This is a genomic window from Venatorbacter sp. C2-1 (assembly GCF_022832715.1).
GTDB lineage: Bacteria > Pseudomonadota > Gammaproteobacteria > Pseudomonadales > Oceanobacteraceae > Venatoribacter > Venatoribacter alkanivorans.
This window is the reverse complement of sequence record NZ_CP094879.1, coordinates 353,368-372,061: the sequence shown is the minus strand read 5'-3', so window position 1 is coordinate 372,061 and position 18,694 is coordinate 353,368. Positions and strand designations below refer to the sequence as shown.

Below are 18,694 nucleotides of genomic sequence, written 5' to 3'. Positions count from 1 at the left end.
TGTCTGTGTCAGCTCAGGTTTTGTGTTAACCACTGCTGTACCTGGGCGTAGGGCTGTTGCTCAAGCCTGCCCATGGCTCCCAGCGAGCGGGCTTTTATCTTGCTCAGCCAGGGCACATAAATACCACATAAATAGCGGGTTAACAGCTCGATGGAGGCCGGCTGGCCGAATTGCGCCTGAATAGCCTGCTGCACCGGAGCACAGAGCGCACGCGCATCCAGTCCGCTGAAATTACCCTGCGTATTGCGTACCGGCCACGGCTGATGTTCACCACGACATACCGAGCAGCGACCGCAATCTTCACTCAGGTTATCGCTGAAATAACCGGCCAGCGTACGGCTGATACAACGCGGCTGACGGAACAGCTCCAGCATATGCTGTATACGCTGAATTTCGCTCTGCTGCTTGGCGGCAAAATGCTGATATAAATCATTGGCCAATGCCGGCTGCAATAATGCGGTATTTACCCGGTAAACATCAGTCATCTGTTTGCTTTCCAGCTGCAGCCAGCCTTTTTCCTGACAGTATTCCAGCGCCCGCAGTGCGCGCAGCCGTGGTGGTACATCGCTGCCTGTCTGAGTCTGAGCCAGAGCTTGCTCCAGTGCCGGAATATTCAGTGTGTACCAGCTGCGGCCTTTATCGCTGCTGTTGAATACCGTACGCAGAAACTGCTGCGGCTCCGGCTGAAAATGCGCCAGCAATTCTTCTTCGTTACTGTTAAGGCGGTATTTATATTCGGCAAAATAGCTGTATTGCGAGGTTAATACGCCGCGCATTTCCAGATTAACCAGCAGGGTTTTTAACGGTAATAAACGGATATTGCTGGCCGCCGACAGCGGTGTCATCAGCACTTCCCACTGACCATTCTGGGTTTGTGTACTGATCGTCTGCAGCACCTGCTGAATACTGCTCAGCTCCGGCGTATCACCGTAGACAAAGTTTTCCAGCACCGTCAGGCCCGATTCATCACCGAGCATAATGCAGTCCGAGGCTTTGCCGTCGCGTCCGGCACGGCCGATTTCCTGACTGTAATTTTCGATGGATTTGGGCAGGTCGTAATGAATCACCTGACGGATATTGCTTTTATCCACGCCCATACCAAAGGCAATGGTGGCCACAATCACCGGCGTATTACCGCGCATAAAACGCTGCTGAATGGCATCACGTTCTTCATGACCAATACCGGCATGATAGGCTTCAACGGCAAAGGGCAGCTGAGCATTGAGCGCGGCGGCGACTTCCTCGGCGGTATTCTGCAGGGTGACATAAATAACCGCGGCAAAATCCTCGTGTTTTTCCGCACTCTTTTTCGCCAGATAATTCAGCCAGGTGGCGCATTTGGCAACGCGCCCATGCTCTGCGGTTGGCTGGGCCAGTAAACGTAAATTTGGCCGGTAAAAGCCGGTGCAGACCACATGCTCGGGTTTAATAGCAAAATGCTTTTGCATATCGGCAATCACTGCGGTGGTTGCCGTAGCGGTTAACAGCAATACCTGTGGAATAGCAAATTCACGGCAGTAATCGGGCAGTTTTAAATAATCCGGGCGGAAATTATGCCCCCACTCCGAAATACAGTGCGCCTCATCGACCACCAGCAACGAGATGGGAATCTGCTGAATAAACTGGCGGAAGCGTTCATTTTTAAGGCGCTCAACCGACACCATTAAAATTTTAATACTGCCGCTGCGCACGCCGTTCATCACTTCCTGTGCTTCGTCGCGGTTCTGGGTAGAATCAATGGTCGCTGCAGCAATACCCTTGCTGCGTAAAAACTGCACCTGATCCTGCATTAATGCCAGCAGAGGCGAAATCACCAGCGTTAAATTTGGCAGTAATAAGGCCGGCAACTGATAGCAGAGCGATTTACCTGAGCCGGTCGGAAAAATAGCCGCGGCCGAATGCCCGGCCAGTAAGGCCTCAACCACCAGCTGCTGACCGGGACGCAACGCTGCAAAGCCGAAGTGTTGCTGCAGTGCGGCCTGCCAGTTCATATTTTTCATCGTTAATTAATCCTTATGATCAGACGCATTTTTATGCATTTGATGTTTGCGGTAAGTCAGCGGACTGCAGTTTTGCCAGCGTTTAAAAGCCCGTGAAAAAGTGCCCTGATTGCGATAGCCCAGCAGCATGGACACCTCCAGCAGACTGAGACTGTTATCGGCCAGATACTGGCAGGCTAATTGTTCACGGGTGCGATCCAGTAACGCTTTCCAGCTCAGATTTTTTTCATCCAGCCGCCGCTGTAAGGTTCTTACTGAACAGTACAGGCGCGGTGCCAGCGATTCGATGGTCGCTTCCCCTTCCGGCAGCAAACGCACCATTTCCGCCTGCAGCTGGCGCAGAAATTCATCCGGCTCCGGCACCGCACGCAACATCGACAGCGCCTGCTCTTCCAGCAGATGGCGTAACCCCGGCTCACCGCGCATTAATGGCAGACTCAGAACATCAACACTGAACAGCAGGCGGATGCGGTCACTTTCCATCACCACCGGACAGGCAAAAAAATCTTCCAGCGCCTGCAGCTGCTGCGGGTTACAGCGATGACTGAAGTGCACCTGCTGTAAGGCAACATCACGCACCAGATTCTGCCGGGTAATATGCACCAGCGCGGCAATGGCTGTTTCGTCCACCAGAGCCATCCCCGGTAACGGCTGCCAGGCGATTTCCACACACGGAGTGCTATCCACGCTGCGGCTGTGAATCTGCGCCACCGAAGCACCATAAAATAAACGCTCAAAGCGCTGATAACTCAGCAGCGCCTGACCGAGATTGTCGCAGGCGGCGGCGAGATAACCCAATACGCCGGTATGCTGAAGCGTCACCAGGCGTGCTAACGCCAGCGAGGCGGCCTGATCCTGCGGACGCAGGGCAAAAGCCGCTGCCAGCATCTGCGCCCAGTCGTTAATCGGCACATTATCGGTCGGCCCGTAGGCTGCAACCGCTGCGCGCAATGCCGGGGCATCCAGCCCGTTCTGATCAAGCCAGTCAGTAAGCAGCCGGATCCAGCTGCCGGTGACACGGACAATACCTGCATTTTGTGGAGTTGGCATGAAATGCTAAAAACCTGGCACGAGAAAGTCATCTTGCTTTTCAGTTTCCCGGTAGATTGGCCAGCATGTCAAACCCAGCGGAGAAAAAGATGGAAGACTTCTTACACGCCCTTGTGTTTATCGTTCTGGCCGGCCCGGTATTTTTTGCCGTGATGTTTGCCGAACGCGCCTGGCTGATACGCCAGGGAAAAACCGATGCCTACGACCTGAAAGAATCGGCGGCCAATATCGGCACCGGTCTGATTTATAAAGTGCTTGATGCGCTGTCGATTATTTTTATTGGTTCCGTGATTTATCTGGCCGTACAGAGCTATGGCTTTCAGTGGCAGTCATCATCACCGCTGCTGAATTTTATTCTGCTGATGGTGCTGGTCGATTTTAATTTCTACTGGGTGCACCGCTTTATGCACAAAGTGCGCTACGGCTGGGCCGGGCACTGGGTACACCACAGTTCTGAGCGTTTTAATTTTTCCACCGCACTGCGGCAGACGCCGGTTGTGTCCTTTAACGGTATTATGCTGGTTGCCATGCTGCCTGCAGCGGTGATTGGTTTCAGTCTCGAACAGGCGGTGATTGCTCTCGAACTTAACCTGTTCTTCCAGTTTTTTGTCCACACAGAAGTCGTGCGCAAACTGCCGCGCTGGTTTGAATTTGTATTTAATACACCGTCGCACCACCGCGTGCATCACGGCAGCAACCCGAAGCAGATCGACACCAATTTTGCCGGTGTGCTGATTATCTGGGATCGTTTATTCGGCACCTTTGTCGATGAAAAAGACGCCGGCGAAATCCGTTACGGCGTTGATTTCCGCCCGGCTAACAGCCTGAATCCGTTTCGGTTAGTGATCGCCGAGTTTGTCAGCATGTGGCGCGATATTCTGCACTACCGTGATATCCGTATTCTGTGGAAGCACCCATCCTGGGTAGAAGAGCATTACGGCCGCAGATAAGGCATTTAAGAGAAGGACTTGAAGAGAAGGACTTGAAGAGAAGGATTCAAGACTCCGGGTTCAATACGCTGGCTTACAGCGTATTGAACAACGCCGGGATAACTCCGCGTGCTATTGCGCTGAAGTCATCCCTTTCACCATAGACAACAGGCTTTCAGGATGAGCGTTGGATACTAATGTGTAACTGATGCCCTTATGGTCAAAGGCTAAATGCGCAAAGAGCGGAAACTGGCTGAGCAACACCGGCGTATTGCCAATGGTCAGCGGCACGGCGGGTACAGTTACCGGCTGGCTTCCCTCTGGGGTGGCAATAGCAAGCAGAAAGAATTTATCACCATAGTAATAAGCCGCACTGCTGTTGCTTTGCTGGTAAAACTTACGCTGAGAGAAACCCCAGGTATTATTTTTATCCTCCGGCCAGACAATGTTTTTAGCGGCCTTTTTACTCAGCTCTTTCTGCGACAGGGCTTTCTTACTTAAATCCAAAACCCTTACCTGAGTACTCTGCGGTAAGTTAATCTCCGGTAGTGTCAGGCCTTCTTTATTAAATTCGATGCTGTTGTTTCTGATGGTCGATTCAACACCATGGTTAAATACAAACCGGGCCTGCATAAACAGGGAGTGATGATAATCGACAAAGGCTTCTATCTTTCTGATTTCATCGCTTTCATCTCTGGCGACAAAATCGATACCAACCGCCAGACGGTCGGCAACGTGAATAGAGGGCGTAAAGGTCTGCTCGTAATGCTCTTTGTTGAACAGATAGATATCTTTGATTGTCTCCAGAGAACCACCCGCCTGATAAGCCTCAAGCCCTTTGACGATGAATGCCCGCTGGTTCGGTTTATCATGCAGGGTGATCACCCCGGCACGCTGGCTGACTTCAATTCCGCGGAGAGAATCCGGCTGCAGCACCACCTGATAAAAGCCATCCGGTTTTTTAAACAGCACATCACTGATAACCGCAGCACCAGCGCCCGACTGCGCCTGCTCTGTTTGCGCCTGATAGTTATCAAACTTAGCCAGGTTATCGTGGGTGCGGTTGATCCAGAAGCGGTCTTCACTGTTCGTACCGGCATTAATATCCGCCAGACTGGCAGGGCTTAAGACAGCAGCACCAAGACAGAACGCCAGCCCGCTGTTGGTAACAAAGCGAGTGATAAAGCGAGAGATCAAAGAACGAACATCCATATTCCAGCCCTTAAGTGATTATCCGGATGCTCACCCTAGCATGATTTGTGGCGGAGGGAACATAGCTGCGTATATCAGGCTTTTTACCCCAGCCTCAACACGGTGATGGACTGCTTATACTAACGGAAATGCATTATCTGAGAGCGCCTTAATCCAGCGCTCTGCCTGCATATCGGCCATAGCCAGCAAAGCATCTTCGTTAGCATCAAACATCGCCTGCTGCCATTTTGGTGTAGCGTTTCGGAGTGAATGCTCTACTAACCCCATACTCCCGGTTTTGAAGTTAAAGGGGTAATGATGTTTTATCTATTATACTGGTGTGCAGGCAGTGTATTGCGAATACTGTCCAGTACTGATATTGAATTTTCTGATAAATACAACACAACGAAAGGATCTTCTCCATACAGGGTATAGAGTAGCTTTTCGCAATAGTTCTTTGAAAAATCTCTCATCTGGCCAGCCAACTCAGGTGGCACCCAGTCGGAATCATTTACATAATCAATTTTCAGCTCAATATCTTCACCATCACAAGATATGATGGCCCTAGCGGTTTTCCAATCATCCTCCGATACAACAGAATTCAGATCAAATTCTCTTTCTGTGATTTGTTCCAGATATCCCGAGAGAACACCTGGAAGAAACTCCTTTGGAGGACAGCCCTGCTCTGAAAAAGCAAAAAAAGCAGTTTCTGAAAATGCATTGACCAGAGCATTATCAAATGCCATCTGATCTTCCAATCTGGCATCCATGATTTCTTCTTCATCCAGAGAAAGATCATTGGATTTCGCCCATTCGATAATTTTTTCTGCAACAGAACTCATGACCCTTACTCTTTTTAAATGTATTTCCAGATCAGGGTCAGTGGCTTTTTCTTATTCGCTGGCGCCCGGAATTTCTTTTCAAAGTGCTTGTTAAACAACTCTACCATCAGATCGAATTTGGCTTCATCTGAGTTTCTCAGTTTAGCTTTGTCAATATTCAGCACGATACGGCCATCAAATTTTTTGTTAATACGGGTTTTCCAATTGTCGTCCAGATTCCCCCAGTGGTTGTATGCATAACGTTGAGCGACCAATTTTATTTCAATCTGTCCAAAACGTAAGACATCACCCAATTCTTCGTAGGAAGCATTAATCTCGTAGTATTCAGTTTTGCCGCCCACAATGGCCTGATAGCTGATATCGCCTTTGTCTTCGACTTCGATAGTCCAGGGCGGCCCTTGCCTGAGTTCTTCGCGGGACAGGATCATAATGCCGCCGTAGGTGGAGAACTTTTCAATTCCGCCAGATGCCACCAGTCTGAAATATATGTAGTTATCTCTTACTTCGGGATAGAACCTACTGGTTAATCCAAAGCCTTTAGGGATATTAATATCTTGAATTATTTTTCCATTTGCTTCGTCCATTACCCGTAGAAGGTTATGTTGATAGAAAAAAAACAGATAGCCACTGTCTGCCCATAGCCAACCAACAGGCTGATCTTCTTCGGTCAGTACAACCTCATCCTGAAGAAGAATCTCACCTGAATCGGCATTTAGCACACACCAACAGCCTTCCTTTTGACTCGATATATAAATCCGATCACCAATCAGAGTACAGTGATTCACATAGAAAGGCAGGTCGATCTTCCAGACGGTGTTGCCGGTTTTGGTATCAAGAGAAATTATCTGGCTTTTAATATCTGTACCTGGCAACTGACCTAAACGAGCGATAGTGATGCTGCTGTATTGAAATAATTTCGATACTGTACAGCCTATGTCTTTATTTAAAAACTTCCGTTTCCAAACCATATTGAAATCACTATCTATAGCAATAATCAATTCATCTGATATTAACGATGCAACATAATAACCATCAAACCAAACCCCACACCCCAGATAGCCTTCAAACTGAGCGATAGGTTTTTCATTAAAATCATTATAAGCATTAGTAACATACTCTCTGTCAAATACACTTGCACTCGAATCAGTACATTCAGGAAGAAGACAATAACCATTAAACATATTGCCTCGTCTATTCGTGGAAGATAATCCAAAATAGGTTGACGGCTGAAATTCCACATCATAGACATCACATTCAAGGTCCAAAGCGATACCTTCGATCCCTTTTTCTTTTGATATCTGGCAAACGCTTCCATTAGGCGTATCCAGCCAAGAGCTCATGGCTCTTTCAGGGAAATAATGGTGGTAATCATAAGACAGTTGATCACCTGTAATGACAGCCGCGTAAGTATGCCCCCGGAATACCAGAGATTCCGAGCCTGGCTGAGCCCCTTCATCCGATTTATCAGATATATGTAAAATCTTCATTACAGTTCACTTATCTCAATATCGAAATTTTCTTTAATAGCCTTAAGAACTAATAGGACACCCACCCTAATGAACTAATAGGACACCAACTAATTGGACACCCACCCTAACACATTCTTCTGATTGATCAATTACCGATCAGAACCTACTCTGAAAGCTCACACTTTTTCCGGAGTGCGTTATGCCAAAGCCAAGGAAACAACAGGTCTCTGTTGAGGCAACCCCCTACTACCACTGCGTATCACGCTGTGTACGGCGCGCCTTTCTCTGTTAACTAATTGGACACCCACCCTAACACATTCTTCTGATTGATCAATTACCGATCAGAACCTACTCTGAAAGCTCACACTTTTTCCGGAGTGCGTTATGCCAAAGCCAAGGAAACAACAGGTCTCTGTTGAGGCAACCCCCTACTACCACTGCGTATCACGCTGTGTACGGCGCGCCTTTCTCTGTGGTCATGACCAGGTTAGCGGTGAAAACTACGAACATCGTCGTGGCTGGCTTGAGAATAAATTACTGGAATTACCACAAATATTTGCCATTCAGATTGCAGCTTACGCAATTATGAGCAATCACTACCATGTTGTACTGTTTGTTGATTCGGCGACCAGTAAAGCCTGGGCTGATATTGAAGTCGTCGAACGCTGGCATCAGTTATTTAATGGCAATTTACTGTCACAGAAGTTCTCTCGTGGCGAGACGCTTTCAGTACCTGAAATGGCCCGTCTTCAGATTTATATCGCGGAATGGCGTTCACGGCTGGCGGATATCAGTTGGTTCATGCGGGTATTGAATGAATCGATTGCCCGTGAAGCCAATCAGGAAGATAGCTGTACTGGCCGTTTCTGGGAAGGCCGGTTTAAATCTCAGGCGCTGCTGGATGAAGCTGCTCTGGCAGCGTGCATGGCCTACGTTGATCTTAACCCGGTGCGGGCATCAATGGCTCAATCACTGGAAACATCGGATCATACATCCGTGAAAATGCGCATAGAAAAGGCAAAATCGGTAGTGCAACCGAATCATTCCAACCAGCAGACCAAAATGCTTTTACCTTTTGCGGGAAATCCGCGTGACAATATGCCCAGCGGTATCCCCATGCGCCTGACAGATTACCTTGAATTGGTCGACGCCACCGGGCGTATTATTCGTAAGGACAAACGCGGGGCTATATCTTCAACCTCAGCCTCTGTTCTTGAACGACTGGGCATTAATCAGGATCAGTGGTTCACCATGACGCAGCAGTTCGAGCAATGCTTCAGAACCTTTGCCGGACAGGAGAGGCATCTGCGCAGCGCTTGCGAGAAACTCGATTACCAAAGACCACCTAGCGTGAGTCGATGTAAAGCAGCATTCGGCTAGTTACTTTCAAATGTTCCGTCAATTTATATTTCAGGATAAACCTGAGGCCGGATTGCACCTGAAATTCCTCTGAGCCTGAATTTTCACGACCCAAAGCTATAAAAACTTATTCAAAATCAAATACGTTCACTCTGCGTAATAACACATAGGGCTGACCCTTGAATTCTTCATAAAATTTCTACTTACTAGAGTGGGTGTCCTATTAACCTTCTAGAATAAATTACTGGAATTACCACAAATATTTACCATTCAGATTGCAGCTTACGCGGAAAACTAATCCCCCCCTAACACATTAAGCAACTTCTCTGCTTTCTCTTCGCCAGCAGAATTAATACGACAGGCTAAATAATCCTGCACCCTAAAAAATATCCGTGAACGCATTATCTGAGAGCGCCTTAATCCAGCGCTCTGCCTGCATATCGGCCAGAGCCAGCAAAGCATCTTCGTTATCATCAAACATCGCCTGCTGCCATTTTGGGGTAGTAAATTGACGTTCGAAATCTTCAATCGGCTGGTCGCGTTCGCGAAAACTTTTTAGCGTTTCAAGGAAACTACGGATCTGATTACCGGCATAGACGTCACCGTACTGTCCGTCCAGCGAACGCAGGCGGACGTGGCCGCCGTCGTCGTTGTACTCGGCCCATAGTGGCGCACCATCGTCATTGGTGACGGTGCTGCGGGCAAAGACATGGCCGATATGAATAAAGGTCTCAAAGCCATCGGGGTTTAAGGCCCGGGCAGGCAGTGCCAGCAACAGCAGCAGGCTTAGGTATAGCATCCGTGTTATGCCCGTACTCTTAAAAAGACTGACTACTCTTTTGGTATTTCAATCTTTATGGCATTCAAAGGTCAAGCAATAGAGTCTATCGTTTCCATGGATTCTCCACCTGGATCTTACCCGCTTTGACATCCAGCCATAGTTGTTTAAAGTCCTGTATAAACTCCCGCTCATCCAATATCTTTCTTATCTTAACAACAAAACGGGTACGACAGGTATCGCCCTCTTTTTCGGTATCAAAGTAATAAATCCGGTAAAGAGCTTTTTCTATATAAGGCAAAGCCCCTTTGTAAAATGCATCATCAAAATAGTTCTCATTTTTCGGGCAGGATTGATACCAGAAATCAAGATAACTACCATATTGATAAAGACAGTCATTATTTATAATGTGCAGTTTTTTATTGCACAACCATTTTGACATTTCTATAATATGATGCATTGGGTAATTGACTTTTTTTTCTATCCCTTTTTGTTCCGACAAGTTTCCTATCATCAAATCAAATAAAAGCCTATTATTACCATCGGTTTGTATTACATCAGAAACATCTTCATTTTCGAAATATTCTGCTGAGGCAATAAGCGCCCCATACTGAAATAACAACTCCATACCGACACTGACATCCTCTTCCAATACCAACGGTGAATGGATATAGGCATCGCGTAATGGTACGAGCACATCGGAATCCCAGGAGGGATGCAGCCATAAAAAGCAAAACAGATCCAAGTGTCGTTCGTTACTTTTCCAGCTTTTTAGCGCTTTAAAGTCAGGCATCGATCCGTGCAAAAAATAGCGCTTTAAAATGCCTTTGGCTTTCTTACTTTTGGTTGCCGGTCCTACAAAGTAATTTTCAATGACGGCCCATTGTTCATGGCGGCCGGCCATCCATTGTTTGTCTTTAGTTTTCCAGTAAGTTGTATCAACTACTGGAAACTCTATTCGCTCTGCGGTGTCGTTCATGTATTAATCCACTCCAATGGTCTGGGCTATCTCAACCATATCTTCAATGTCCAGTTTTGATGCATATTATTCAAGAATCTCAGTAAAGTAGCTGCGGGTATTGCGCAGAAAACTAATTGGAAAACTAATTGGACACCCACCCTAACACATTCTTCTGATTGATCAATTACCGACCAGAACCTACTCTGAAAGCTCACACTTTTTCCGGAGTGCGTTATGCCAAAGCCAAGGAAACAACAGGTCTCTGTTGAGGCAACCCCCTACTACCACTGCGTATCACGCTGTGTACGGCGCGCCTTTCTCTGTGGTCATGATCTGGTTAGCGGTGAAAACTACGAACATCGTCGTGGCTGGCTTGAAAATAAATTACTGGAATTACCACAAATATTTACCATTCAGATTGCAGCTTACGCGGAAAACTAATCCCCCCCTAACACATTAAGCAACTTCTCTGCTTTCTCTTCGCCAGCAGAATTAATACGACAGGCTAAATAATCCTGCACCCTAAAAAATATCCGTGAACGCATTATCTGAGAGTGCCTTAATCCAGCGCTCTGCCTGCATATCGGCCATAGCCAGCAAAGCATCTTCGTTATCATCAAACATCGCCTGCTGCCATTTTTGGGTAGTAAATTGACGTTCGAAATCTTCAATCGGCTGGTCGCGCCCGCGATCATCATAAAAGCGGGTGACGTAGCGGTTCTGAGTTGTATTTCCATCGAAGGCGAGAACCTGCCATTCAATTTCACCGCCGGCGCTGATGCAGATAATGCTAAAACCCTGCTGTGCCTGCAGGCGCTCAGGCCAGTCGGCAGGGATATCATCATACTCACCACCACTGCAGATCCAGCGCAGGCCACACTCACCACGCAGTTCAATTTTTAATGGGAATATACAGTCATCCACTGCTTCGAAGATGGCTTCATCTTCATCCGGGTAATCGTCGCCCCATTCCGGGCGGGTATATTTAGACAAGTAGAACGCTGCACGGTCGCGCAGCGACTGAGTAGTAAATGTCGCATCGAAGATAATAAAGCAGGCTTCCATTCCGTTATTTCCTGTTCAGGGTTTTACATGCTCACACATGGGAATCAAGCATCAGACTGACACCTTGCCATCTCGCACATCCACCCAGATTTTACGCAGCCAGTTCGGTGTTCCTTCATCTTCGAGGATGGTGAGCAACAGGCGGGCGGCTTTGAGATGGTTGGGGTGGAAGGTTTCATCAGCATTACTATCCAATACATTAACCAATCGCTGGCAATAAAGATAAAGACTCTCTTCATCAAACTCAGCATCTTGTTCAAGATCAAAACTAAAACAAGATACATACAAGCCGTGCAACCACTGAGCATATGTGAAAGGTGATATAAAGTAGTCTTTATCTACTGCTCGAGAGATATGACTGAAAATGTGAGCAAAAGTATAGTGTGCCGACTTCCAAGGCACTTTACGATATTCAAATCGCCCTATCTGAAACACGTCATCGGTGTAGACATCACTCTGAATCAGGTACGGCAGCATACGCTGCTCAAGCCCACCAAAGGTTCCAAACAAATCCTGATTATTTTCATCCGGCCCCTGCCCATAGGGGACGTATTGCAAAAATCGTTGACGAAAACCATCAAATGTTTCTCCATTTGTTGTTTCGGAATAGAGTTTCCAGATTTCATCCCAAGCCTCCTCACTTTGATCAGCGCATAAGAAAAAACCGGCAAGCGGAGCTGGCCCCCAATGACCTGGGTGATCTTTTGGCGTCGGAAATGCAGAACTTTCACTTCCTGCTGTATCAAATATCGGAGATTCTAAGAGGTAGACATTCTTTTTGATGGACGCAATTGCATCAGGCAGGATTCCCAACCCAATACCTAAAGAACGTTTCACATATTTCCACTGTTTCTTCCGGATCTTCTGCCAGTCATCAATATGATTGCCAGGAAATACAGGCTCTATTTTCTCGTACTCAAACATTGCGTATATCCTTATTCGCTGCTGGCTTCACTCTGCCTGGCATTCAGCCTTGTTTCTGTGATACGCCTTTAGATTGCGGTATCTCAATCCTGTTAATTAACGACACCAGCACAAAGCTCAGCAGCATCAGTAAATACCAGGAGGACAGCTTGGCCAGCGGCACCATTTGCCAGCCATTCTGCTGATTGGGGTAAATCCAGATATTGGTGTAGGTGGCGATATTTTCTGCCAGCCAGATAAACAGGGCTACCAGCAGCCAGCCAACCAGTAACGGCATATGGCGGTGCTCGCGGTGCATACGGAAATAAATATGGGTGCGGGCAAATAAAACGATGGTTGCGCCCAGCAGCAGCCAGCGCAGATCCCAGATAAAATGATGGCTGAAGAAATTCAGATAAATCAGAACCACCAGAATTATGGTCCAGCGGCGGCGCGGGTAATACGAATAACGGAAGTCGAATATCCGCCATACGCGGGCAATATAGCTGCCCACGGCGCTGTACATAAAGCCGGTAAACAGCGGCACATTGCCGATACCAAATACATAATCTTCGGGGTAAACCCAGGAGCCGATGGCGTCTGAGGTTTTGAATAATTCCATCACGGTGGCCACCAGATGGAATACGACGATCACCCAGGCCTCACGCATGGTTTCCAGTTTAAAGGCCAGTAAAAGCAACTGAAAGGCGATGGCGGCGAGAAAGATAAAATCGTAACGGTGCAGGGATTCAAGCGGATACCAGTAACGGGTAACGATCATTACCAGCAAAAGAAATCCGCCGAACATGCAGGCATAGGCCTGCTTCAGACCAAATAACCAGAATTCGTGCAGCCAGTCCCTGGCGCGATGATAGTGCACGGTTTATTTCTTAACCGGTTCTTTCAGCGCTAACGGACTGATATTACGGCTGACCAGTAAATCCTGTGCTTTATTCATTTTTGAGCGGTCAGTAAAGGGGCCGACAAATACACGGTGCCAGGTGCTGCCATTAACGGTCGATTCCTGACGGTAGGCATTCAGGCCTTCGAGCAGCAGGCTGGCGCGCAGGCGCTCGGCATCGTCAGCAGAGCGGAAAGAACCGGCCTGTAAACGATAGGTGTAGCTGACTTCGGCATCTTTGGGTGTCGATTTATACACATCGACTTTAGGTACTTCGACAGTCTGTTTTTCCAGCAGCTGGTAAAATTCATAGCTGGGTTTGGCGACTTCTTTTGCCGCTTCTTCTTTGGCTTTTTCCACGCCCAGCTTCAGCGCTTTTTTGGCATCGCCTTTTACGGCTTCCAGTTCATCGCCGGCGGGAATAGTCGCCAGATACAGAATAAATCCGATAAAGGCGACTGCCAGTGTTGGCGTGGTTACCCACACCCACTTGGGAATACGACTTGCGCTGTCCGACATTTCGTTGCCTTTTTTCCGTGTTCGTTAAAAAGAATAAAGCCGCAGACTCCGCTGCGGCCCAATCATGCAAATAAAAGGTTACATTTCCTGCGGCGCTGAAACGCCTAATAACCCTAAACCATTGCTGATCACCTGACGCACGGCTTCCGCCAGTGCCAGACGGGCGTTACGCACATCGGCATCGTCCACCAGGGTTTTTTCTGAGTTGTAGTAGGTGTGGAAATCACCGGCCAGATCGCGCAGGTAATTCGCCACGCTGTGCGGCTCGTGATTATTGGCAGCCACTTTAACGATTTCCGGGAAACGACCCAGTTTTACAATCAGGTCTTTTTCGCTTTCCAGTTCCAGTTTTGGCAGTGCCGCCAGGCCTTCGGCCAGCGTCCAGCTCTGACCCGCTTCCGCCAGTTTGCGGAAAATAGAGCATACACGGGCATGGGCGTACTGGATGTAGTAAACCGGGTTATCGGACGACTGTGAACGCGCCAGGTCGATATCGAAGGTTAACTGGCTGTCGGCTTTACGCGCGGCCAGGAAGTAACGGGTGGCATCGCGGCCCACTTCGTCGATCAGATCGCGCAGGGTCACATAGCTGCCGGCACGCTTGGAAATTTTCACTTCTTCGCCGCCGCGCATAACGGTCACCATCTGGTGCAGCACGTAGTCTGGCCAGCCTTTTGGAATACCGGCATTCAGCGCCTGCAGACCGGCGCGCACACGGGTAATGGTGCTGTGGTGGTCGGCGCCCTGCTCGTTCACTACGCGCTCAAAACCACGCTGCCATTTGTCGAGGTGGTAGGCTACGTCCGGAACAAAGTAGGTGTAACCGCCGTCTTTTTTGCGCATTACGCGGTCTTTGTCATCACCGAAATCGGTGGTGCGCAGCCACAGTGCGCCGCCGTCTTCGTAGGTGTAGCCATTATCGATCAGGGTTTTTACGGCGGCTTCCACTTTGCCTTCGCTGTACAGGGAAGACTCGAGGAAATACACATCGAAATCGACGGCAAAGGCTTTTAAATCCAGATCCTGTTCGCGACGCAGATAAGCCACGGCAAAGTGACGGATGGCTTCGAGGTCGTCGGCGTCTTTGGCTCCGGTAAAGCTCTGGTCGGCAGATTCAACGGTATCGCCGTTCATATAGCTGTTGGCCAGCTCGACGATGTAATCGCCACGGTAGCCGTCTTCCGGCCAGCTGGCATCGTCCGGGGTCAGGCCTTTGCAGCGCGCCTGTACCGACAGCGCCAGATTGTTAATCTGCGCACCGGCATCGTTGTAATAAAATTCGCGGGTTACATCCCAGCCGGAGGCATCGAGCAGACGGCATATACAATCGCCAACGGCAGCACCACGGCCGTGACCGATATGCAGCGGTCCGGTCGGGTTGGCCGACACAAATTCCACCTGCACTTTGCGCCCGGCGCCATCGTTGTTGCGGCCGTAGGCTTCTTTCTGTTCCAGCACGGCTTTTACCAGACTGGCGGTCGAGGCATCGCTCAGATAGAAGTTAATAAAACCCGGGCCGGCAATTTCAACTTTTTCTACCAGCGTGTTGGCCGGCAGGGCGTCCACCAGCAGCTGCGCCAGTTCTCGCGGATTTTTACCGGCAGGCTTGGCCAGCATCATCGCCAGGTTAGTGGCCAGATCGCCGTGGGCTTTGTCGCGGGTGTTGTCGATCTGGATGCGCGGTTCGAGATCAGCGGGAAGGGTTCCCTGGGCCTTAAGAGAGGCGACGGCAGCGGACAAAAGCTCAGCAATTTGCGGTTTCATAGAGGAAATCTGGCCTGATTAATTTGTGTTCAGAAGATGTTTTCAGAAAAGGGCGCGATTATCGCAAAAATGCCGGTTTGGGTGAAGGGCGCCGGGGAGATTTAAGAGGCGATCTTAAATGTCTGTTTTTACAGCAAAAATGCTGTTTGGCCCCAGCTTATACGCAACTTTCCCGCAGTTAACTCACAAAGTTATCCACATTTTATTTTTTGTAAACACCTGCGCAAACGCCGCGCCATAACACAGCAGCAGCGCTCATCCTACTGATTTTTATTACAAAATTTTCTTGCCAGCGCTTGCCATCCGTGGCCTGCGGCTGAATTCGTACAGGCGTTTAAAATTCGCACGATCTGACAACAACGCCCGCATAAAGTGCCCTGCAGCCCCTTACCCCAAACTTTTCCACGATTTTATCCACAGAATCTCTGGATAACATTCACATCAGCCGCAGCAGGCTGATCGTTGTGGATACAGACCCTGAACAACAGGCATAAAAAAGCGGAAGCTGCTTTCGCACCTTCCGCTTACGCTGTCGCGTCAACAAAACCGGGAGAACCGGGAATTACGCCAGTGCGGCGATTTCCTGACCGGCAGCTTCCAGAGCGGCATTCTTGCTGTCGTCGCCCAGGTTCAGGCCTTCGGCATAGACAAAGCGCACATCGCTCAGGCCGATAAAGGAGAAGATGGTGGTCAGGAACGGCGTCTGGGTATCGGCCGGTGTGCCCTTATACAGGCCACCGCGGGTCGCCAGAATATGCACCGGTTTGTTGTCGAGCAGACCAACGGCACCCGCTTCAGTGTACTTAAAGGTGATCCCGGCACGGCACAGGAAATCGAGGTAAGACTTCATCTGCGCCGGAATGGTGAAGTTGTACATAGGCACGCCCACCACCACTTCATCGGCTGCTTTGATTTCGGCGATCAGGGCATCGGAGTAAGCCACAATGCTTTGCTGCTCAGTTGTGCGCTGTTCGGCCGGGGTCATAAAGGCACCAACGCTGTTGGCATCGAGATAAGGCGGAACGTCTGTGGCCAGATCGCGAATCACAACCTCGCCGTTCTGGTTAGCGGCTTTCCAGCCGGCGATGAATTTTTCGGCCAGCTGGCTGGACTGACCGTGGTCGCCGAAGATGCTGCCTTTGATGTACAGAAGTGTTGCCATGTTTGTGCTCCTCAATGTGCTGTTCGCAGGAATTGAGGGCATTTTGCTCCGGACGATTTCGATTAAAAATCGCAAAAATCCGTGGCTATCTTTCTAAAAAGTTGTTCCTTTGCTGAAAACAGCAGGCCCACGGGTGATTTTTTCTCGTTCCTACGCTCTGCGTGGGAATGCAACTGTACCAGCAAGGGCTACCACGCAGAGCGTGGGAGCCAGGTGAAAACCGGCGATCGTGCGGCGCCAGGTATTTCAACGAAAACCGTGTTTGCGACATGATATTTAAAAGAATACGTTTCCTCGTTCCTACGCTCTGCGTGGGAATGCAACTGTGCCAGCAGTGGCTACCACGCAGAGCGTGGGAGCCAGGTGATCGGGTTAATGATGCAGCAGCAGGCCCGCAGGGGATTCTTGCACTCAGATCACCCGCACCAGCGCGCCTTTTTCCCAGCCCAGCCGTCCGGTACGCACCTTCTGGCGCTGAATACCGGGCACCGGCGCCAGCATGAACAGGTCGCCGTTGCGCCCGGTCAGAGTGCGCGGTACGCCGCAACCTTTAGCCAGTGCGGCGTGGGCTTTCATATGCACGTCTTCGCCATGCACCGGGATGGCGATTTCCGGCTGCACCCAGCGGTATAAAGTCTCCAGCTCTTCCTGTGCCGGATGGCCGGAGGCGTGAATCGGCAGTTCGGCATCGTCGGCGGTGATCACTTCCACACCGATGCTGTGCAGCTGGTCGATAATGCCCTGAATAGCTTCTTCGTTACCGGGAATGGCGCGGGCGCTGAATATCACCCGGTCGCCGGGTTCCAGCTCAAAATCCGGATGAGTGCCTGCCGCCAGACGGCGCAATGCGGTATGCGGTTCGCCCTGACTGCCGGTCGCTACCGCCAGCACTTCGTGGCGCGGTAAATACCCCAGATGCCCGGTGTCCACCGAGCCGGCACTGAACGGCCACACACCCGCCCGCTTGGCACACTGGTGCATATTGATCATCGAGCGGCCATAAAGGCCCATATAACGGCCGGTGTCATCGGCCACATGAGACAGCGTTAACAAGCGCGCAATATTGCTGCCAAAACAGGTAACAATAACCCGCCCTTTAGCGCTTTCGATGTAATGGCGCAGGCCATCGTACAGATCGCCTTCCGAGGCGGAATGCCCGGCCACGGTGGCATTGGTGGAATCGCACACCATCGCCAGCACACCTTCCTGCGCCAGGCGGGTAAAGGTTTCCTGTTTATAGCCGTGGCCCACCACCGGCTCGGGGTCGAGCTTCCAGTCGCCGGTATGAAACACATTGCCGGCGGCGGTGCGGATCATCAGCGCATTCGGGTCGGGCACCGAATGCGTTAAGGCTAAAAATTCCACCTCAAACGGGCCGATGGCCACACGCTCGCCGGTTTCCGGCACGATGATTTTTACCTGGTGCAGCAGGCCATGTTCGGCCAGTTTCTTTTTCAGCACTTCGGCGGTAAAGCGCGTGCAATACACCGGGCAGCGCAGCTTGTGCCACAGATAGGGCACCGCGCCGATATGGTCTTCGTGGGCGTGGGTGATGATTAAGCCGGCCAGCTGATCTTTACGCGCGGCAATAAATTCCGTATCGGGCATTTGCGTATCCGGCTCGCCCGAATGGTGGCGGGTGCCATCGGCGCTGACCCGCCCCGGCTTGGGAAAAGTCACGCCGCAATCGACCATCAGCCACTGATCGTCGTGGCCGTAGAGGTTCATGTTCATGCCGATCTCACCGGTGCCGCCAAGGGGCAGGAAGAAGAGATCGTGTTCGCTGGGGCTCATGGTTATT

The 18,694-nt window shown here is 49.9% G+C and carries 16 protein-coding genes and 1 pseudogene; 3 read left to right on the top strand and 14 right to left on the bottom strand.

Annotated features, from left to right (window positions below):
* Window positions 1–8: 8 nt before the first annotated feature.
* Together MT343_RS01580 and MT343_RS01575 are read right to left on the bottom strand one after the other, a co-directional pair.
* Window positions 9–2,000, bottom strand: a complete 1,992-nt coding sequence (locus MT343_RS01580; protein ID WP_222428618.1) for a RecQ family ATP-dependent DNA helicase — start codon at window positions 1,998–2,000, stop codon at window positions 9–11.
* Between the two features lie 6 nt (window positions 2,001–2,006).
* Window positions 2,007–3,050, bottom strand: a complete 1,044-nt coding sequence (locus MT343_RS01575; RefSeq protein WP_145470632.1) for an AraC family transcriptional regulator — start codon at window positions 3,048–3,050, stop codon at window positions 2,007–2,009.
* Window positions 3,051–3,139: 89 nt separating this feature from the next.
* On the opposite strand from MT343_RS01575, the gene MT343_RS01570 reads away from it, so the two are divergent.
* Window positions 3,140–4,000: a sterol desaturase family protein gene (locus MT343_RS01570; protein WP_145470630.1), complete on the top strand. Its 861-nt coding sequence runs from the start codon at window positions 3,140–3,142 to the stop codon at window positions 3,998–4,000.
* A 111-nt stretch (window positions 4,001–4,111) separates the two neighbouring features.
* Here MT343_RS01570 and MT343_RS01565 read toward each other — a convergent pair whose 3' ends face one another.
* From MT343_RS01565 to MT343_RS01555, 3 genes are all read right to left on the bottom strand, one after another.
* Window positions 4,112–5,191 carry a hypothetical protein gene (locus MT343_RS01565; RefSeq protein WP_145470628.1) on the bottom strand — a complete coding sequence of 360 codons (1,080 nt, stop codon included), beginning with the start codon at window positions 5,189–5,191 and terminating at the stop codon, window positions 4,112–4,114.
* A 302-nt stretch (window positions 5,192–5,493) separates the two neighbouring features.
* The gene (locus tag MT343_RS01560) at window positions 5,494–6,012 is read right to left on the bottom strand and encodes a hypothetical protein (protein WP_145470626.1); all 519 of its coding nucleotides are present in this window, start codon (window positions 6,010–6,012) and stop codon (window positions 5,494–5,496) included.
* A gap of 14 nt (window positions 6,013–6,026) precedes the next feature.
* The gene (locus MT343_RS01555; protein ID WP_145470624.1) at window positions 6,027–7,499 is read right to left on the bottom strand and encodes a hypothetical protein; all 1,473 of its coding nucleotides are present in this window, start codon (window positions 7,497–7,499) and stop codon (window positions 6,027–6,029) included.
* A 366-nt stretch (window positions 7,500–7,865) separates the two neighbouring features.
* On the opposite strand from MT343_RS01555, the gene MT343_RS01550 reads away from it, so the two are divergent.
* Entirely contained in the window at window positions 7,866–8,861 is a 996-nt protein-coding gene (locus MT343_RS01550; RefSeq protein WP_145470622.1) for a transposase, read from the top strand.
* A 358-nt stretch (window positions 8,862–9,219) separates the two neighbouring features.
* Here MT343_RS01550 and MT343_RS01545 read toward each other — a convergent pair whose 3' ends face one another.
* Both MT343_RS01545 and MT343_RS01540 read right to left on the bottom strand, forming a co-directional pair.
* On the bottom strand, window positions 9,220–9,639 hold the full coding sequence (locus MT343_RS01545; protein ID WP_243989450.1) for a hypothetical protein: 420 nt from the start codon (window positions 9,637–9,639) through the stop codon (window positions 9,220–9,222).
* 85 nt (window positions 9,640–9,724) lie between these two features.
* Window positions 9,725–10,597, bottom strand: coding sequence for a hypothetical protein (locus tag MT343_RS01540; protein ID WP_145471126.1), 873 nt, complete (start codon window positions 10,595–10,597; stop codon window positions 9,725–9,727).
* Window positions 10,598–10,813: 216 nt separating this feature from the next.
* Between MT343_RS01540 and MT343_RS01535 the strand changes: the two are divergent.
* Window positions 10,814–11,011 (top strand): annotated as a pseudogene (locus MT343_RS01535) (transposase); the annotation flags it as partial.
* Between the two features lie 90 nt (window positions 11,012–11,101).
* Here the strand turns inward: MT343_RS01535 and MT343_RS01530 are convergent.
* The 7 genes from MT343_RS01530 to MT343_RS01500 form a co-directional block, all read right to left on the bottom strand.
* The gene (locus tag MT343_RS01530) at window positions 11,102–11,644 is read right to left on the bottom strand and encodes a hypothetical protein (protein WP_243989449.1); all 543 of its coding nucleotides are present in this window, start codon (window positions 11,642–11,644) and stop codon (window positions 11,102–11,104) included.
* A gap of 51 nt (window positions 11,645–11,695) precedes the next feature.
* Entirely contained in the window at window positions 11,696–12,568 is an 873-nt protein-coding gene (locus MT343_RS01525; RefSeq protein ID WP_145470618.1) for a hypothetical protein, read from the bottom strand.
* 43 nt (window positions 12,569–12,611) lie between these two features.
* The gene (locus MT343_RS01520; protein ID WP_243989448.1) at window positions 12,612–13,427 is read right to left on the bottom strand and encodes a DUF817 domain-containing protein; all 816 of its coding nucleotides are present in this window, start codon (window positions 13,425–13,427) and stop codon (window positions 12,612–12,614) included.
* 3 nt (window positions 13,428–13,430) lie between these two features.
* Complete coding sequence (locus MT343_RS01515; protein WP_145470616.1) at window positions 13,431–13,967, bottom strand: SPOR domain-containing protein; 537 nt, start codon at window positions 13,965–13,967, stop codon at window positions 13,431–13,433.
* Window positions 13,968–14,045: 78 nt separating this feature from the next.
* A complete protein-coding gene (gene argS / locus MT343_RS01510; protein ID WP_145470614.1) occupies window positions 14,046–15,731 on the bottom strand; it encodes an arginine--tRNA ligase in 1,686 nt (561 codons plus the stop codon).
* 562 nt (window positions 15,732–16,293) lie between these two features.
* Window positions 16,294–16,893 (bottom strand): FMN-dependent NADH-azoreductase, encoded by a 600-nt coding sequence (locus MT343_RS01505; protein ID WP_145470612.1) that lies wholly within the window; start codon window positions 16,891–16,893, stop codon window positions 16,294–16,296.
* Window positions 16,894–17,304: 411 nt separating this feature from the next.
* Entirely contained in the window at window positions 17,305–18,687 is a 1,383-nt protein-coding gene (locus tag MT343_RS01500) for a ribonuclease J (protein WP_145470610.1), read from the bottom strand.
* Between the last annotated feature and the right edge of the window lie 7 nt (window positions 18,688–18,694).

Excerpts from the sequence above, each read along its gene's own strand:
- MT343_RS01580 (WP_222428618.1), bottom strand. The coding sequence starts at position 2,000 with ATGAAAAATATGAACTGGCAGGCCGCACTGCAGCAACACTTCGGCTTT.
- MT343_RS01575 (WP_145470632.1), bottom strand. The coding sequence starts at position 3,050 with ATGCCAACTCCACAAAATGCAGGTATTGTCCGTGTCACCGGCAGCTGG.
- MT343_RS01570 (WP_145470630.1), top strand. The coding sequence starts at position 3,140 with ATGGAAGACTTCTTACACGCCCTTGTGTTTATCGTTCTGGCCGGCCCG.
- MT343_RS01565 (WP_145470628.1), bottom strand. The coding sequence starts at position 5,191 with ATGGATGTTCGTTCTTTGATCTCTCGCTTTATCACTCGCTTTGTTACC.
- MT343_RS01560 (WP_145470626.1), bottom strand. The coding sequence starts at position 6,012 with ATGAGTTCTGTTGCAGAAAAAATTATCGAATGGGCGAAATCCAATGAT.
- MT343_RS01555 (WP_145470624.1), bottom strand. The coding sequence starts at position 7,499 with ATGAAGATTTTACATATATCTGATAAATCGGATGAAGGGGCTCAGCCA.
- MT343_RS01550 (WP_145470622.1), top strand. The coding sequence starts at position 7,866 with ATGCCAAAGCCAAGGAAACAACAGGTCTCTGTTGAGGCAACCCCCTAC.
- MT343_RS01545 (WP_243989450.1), bottom strand. The coding sequence starts at position 9,639 with ATGCTATACCTAAGCCTGCTGCTGTTGCTGGCACTGCCTGCCCGGGCC.
- MT343_RS01540 (WP_145471126.1), bottom strand. The coding sequence starts at position 10,597 with ATGAACGACACCGCAGAGCGAATAGAGTTTCCAGTAGTTGATACAACT.
- MT343_RS01530 (WP_243989449.1), bottom strand. The coding sequence starts at position 11,644 with ATGGAAGCCTGCTTTATTATCTTCGATGCGACATTTACTACTCAGTCG.
- MT343_RS01525 (WP_145470618.1), bottom strand. The coding sequence starts at position 12,568 with ATGTTTGAGTACGAGAAAATAGAGCCTGTATTTCCTGGCAATCATATT.
- MT343_RS01515 (WP_145470616.1), bottom strand. The coding sequence starts at position 13,967 with ATGTCGGACAGCGCAAGTCGTATTCCCAAGTGGGTGTGGGTAACCACG.
- argS (WP_145470614.1), bottom strand. The coding sequence starts at position 15,731 with ATGAAACCGCAAATTGCTGAGCTTTTGTCCGCTGCCGTCGCCTCTCTT.
- MT343_RS01505 (WP_145470612.1), bottom strand. The coding sequence starts at position 16,893 with ATGGCAACACTTCTGTACATCAAAGGCAGCATCTTCGGCGACCACGGT.
- MT343_RS01500 (WP_145470610.1), bottom strand. The coding sequence starts at position 18,687 with ATGAGCCCCAGCGAACACGATCTCTTCTTCCTGCCCCTTGGCGGCACC.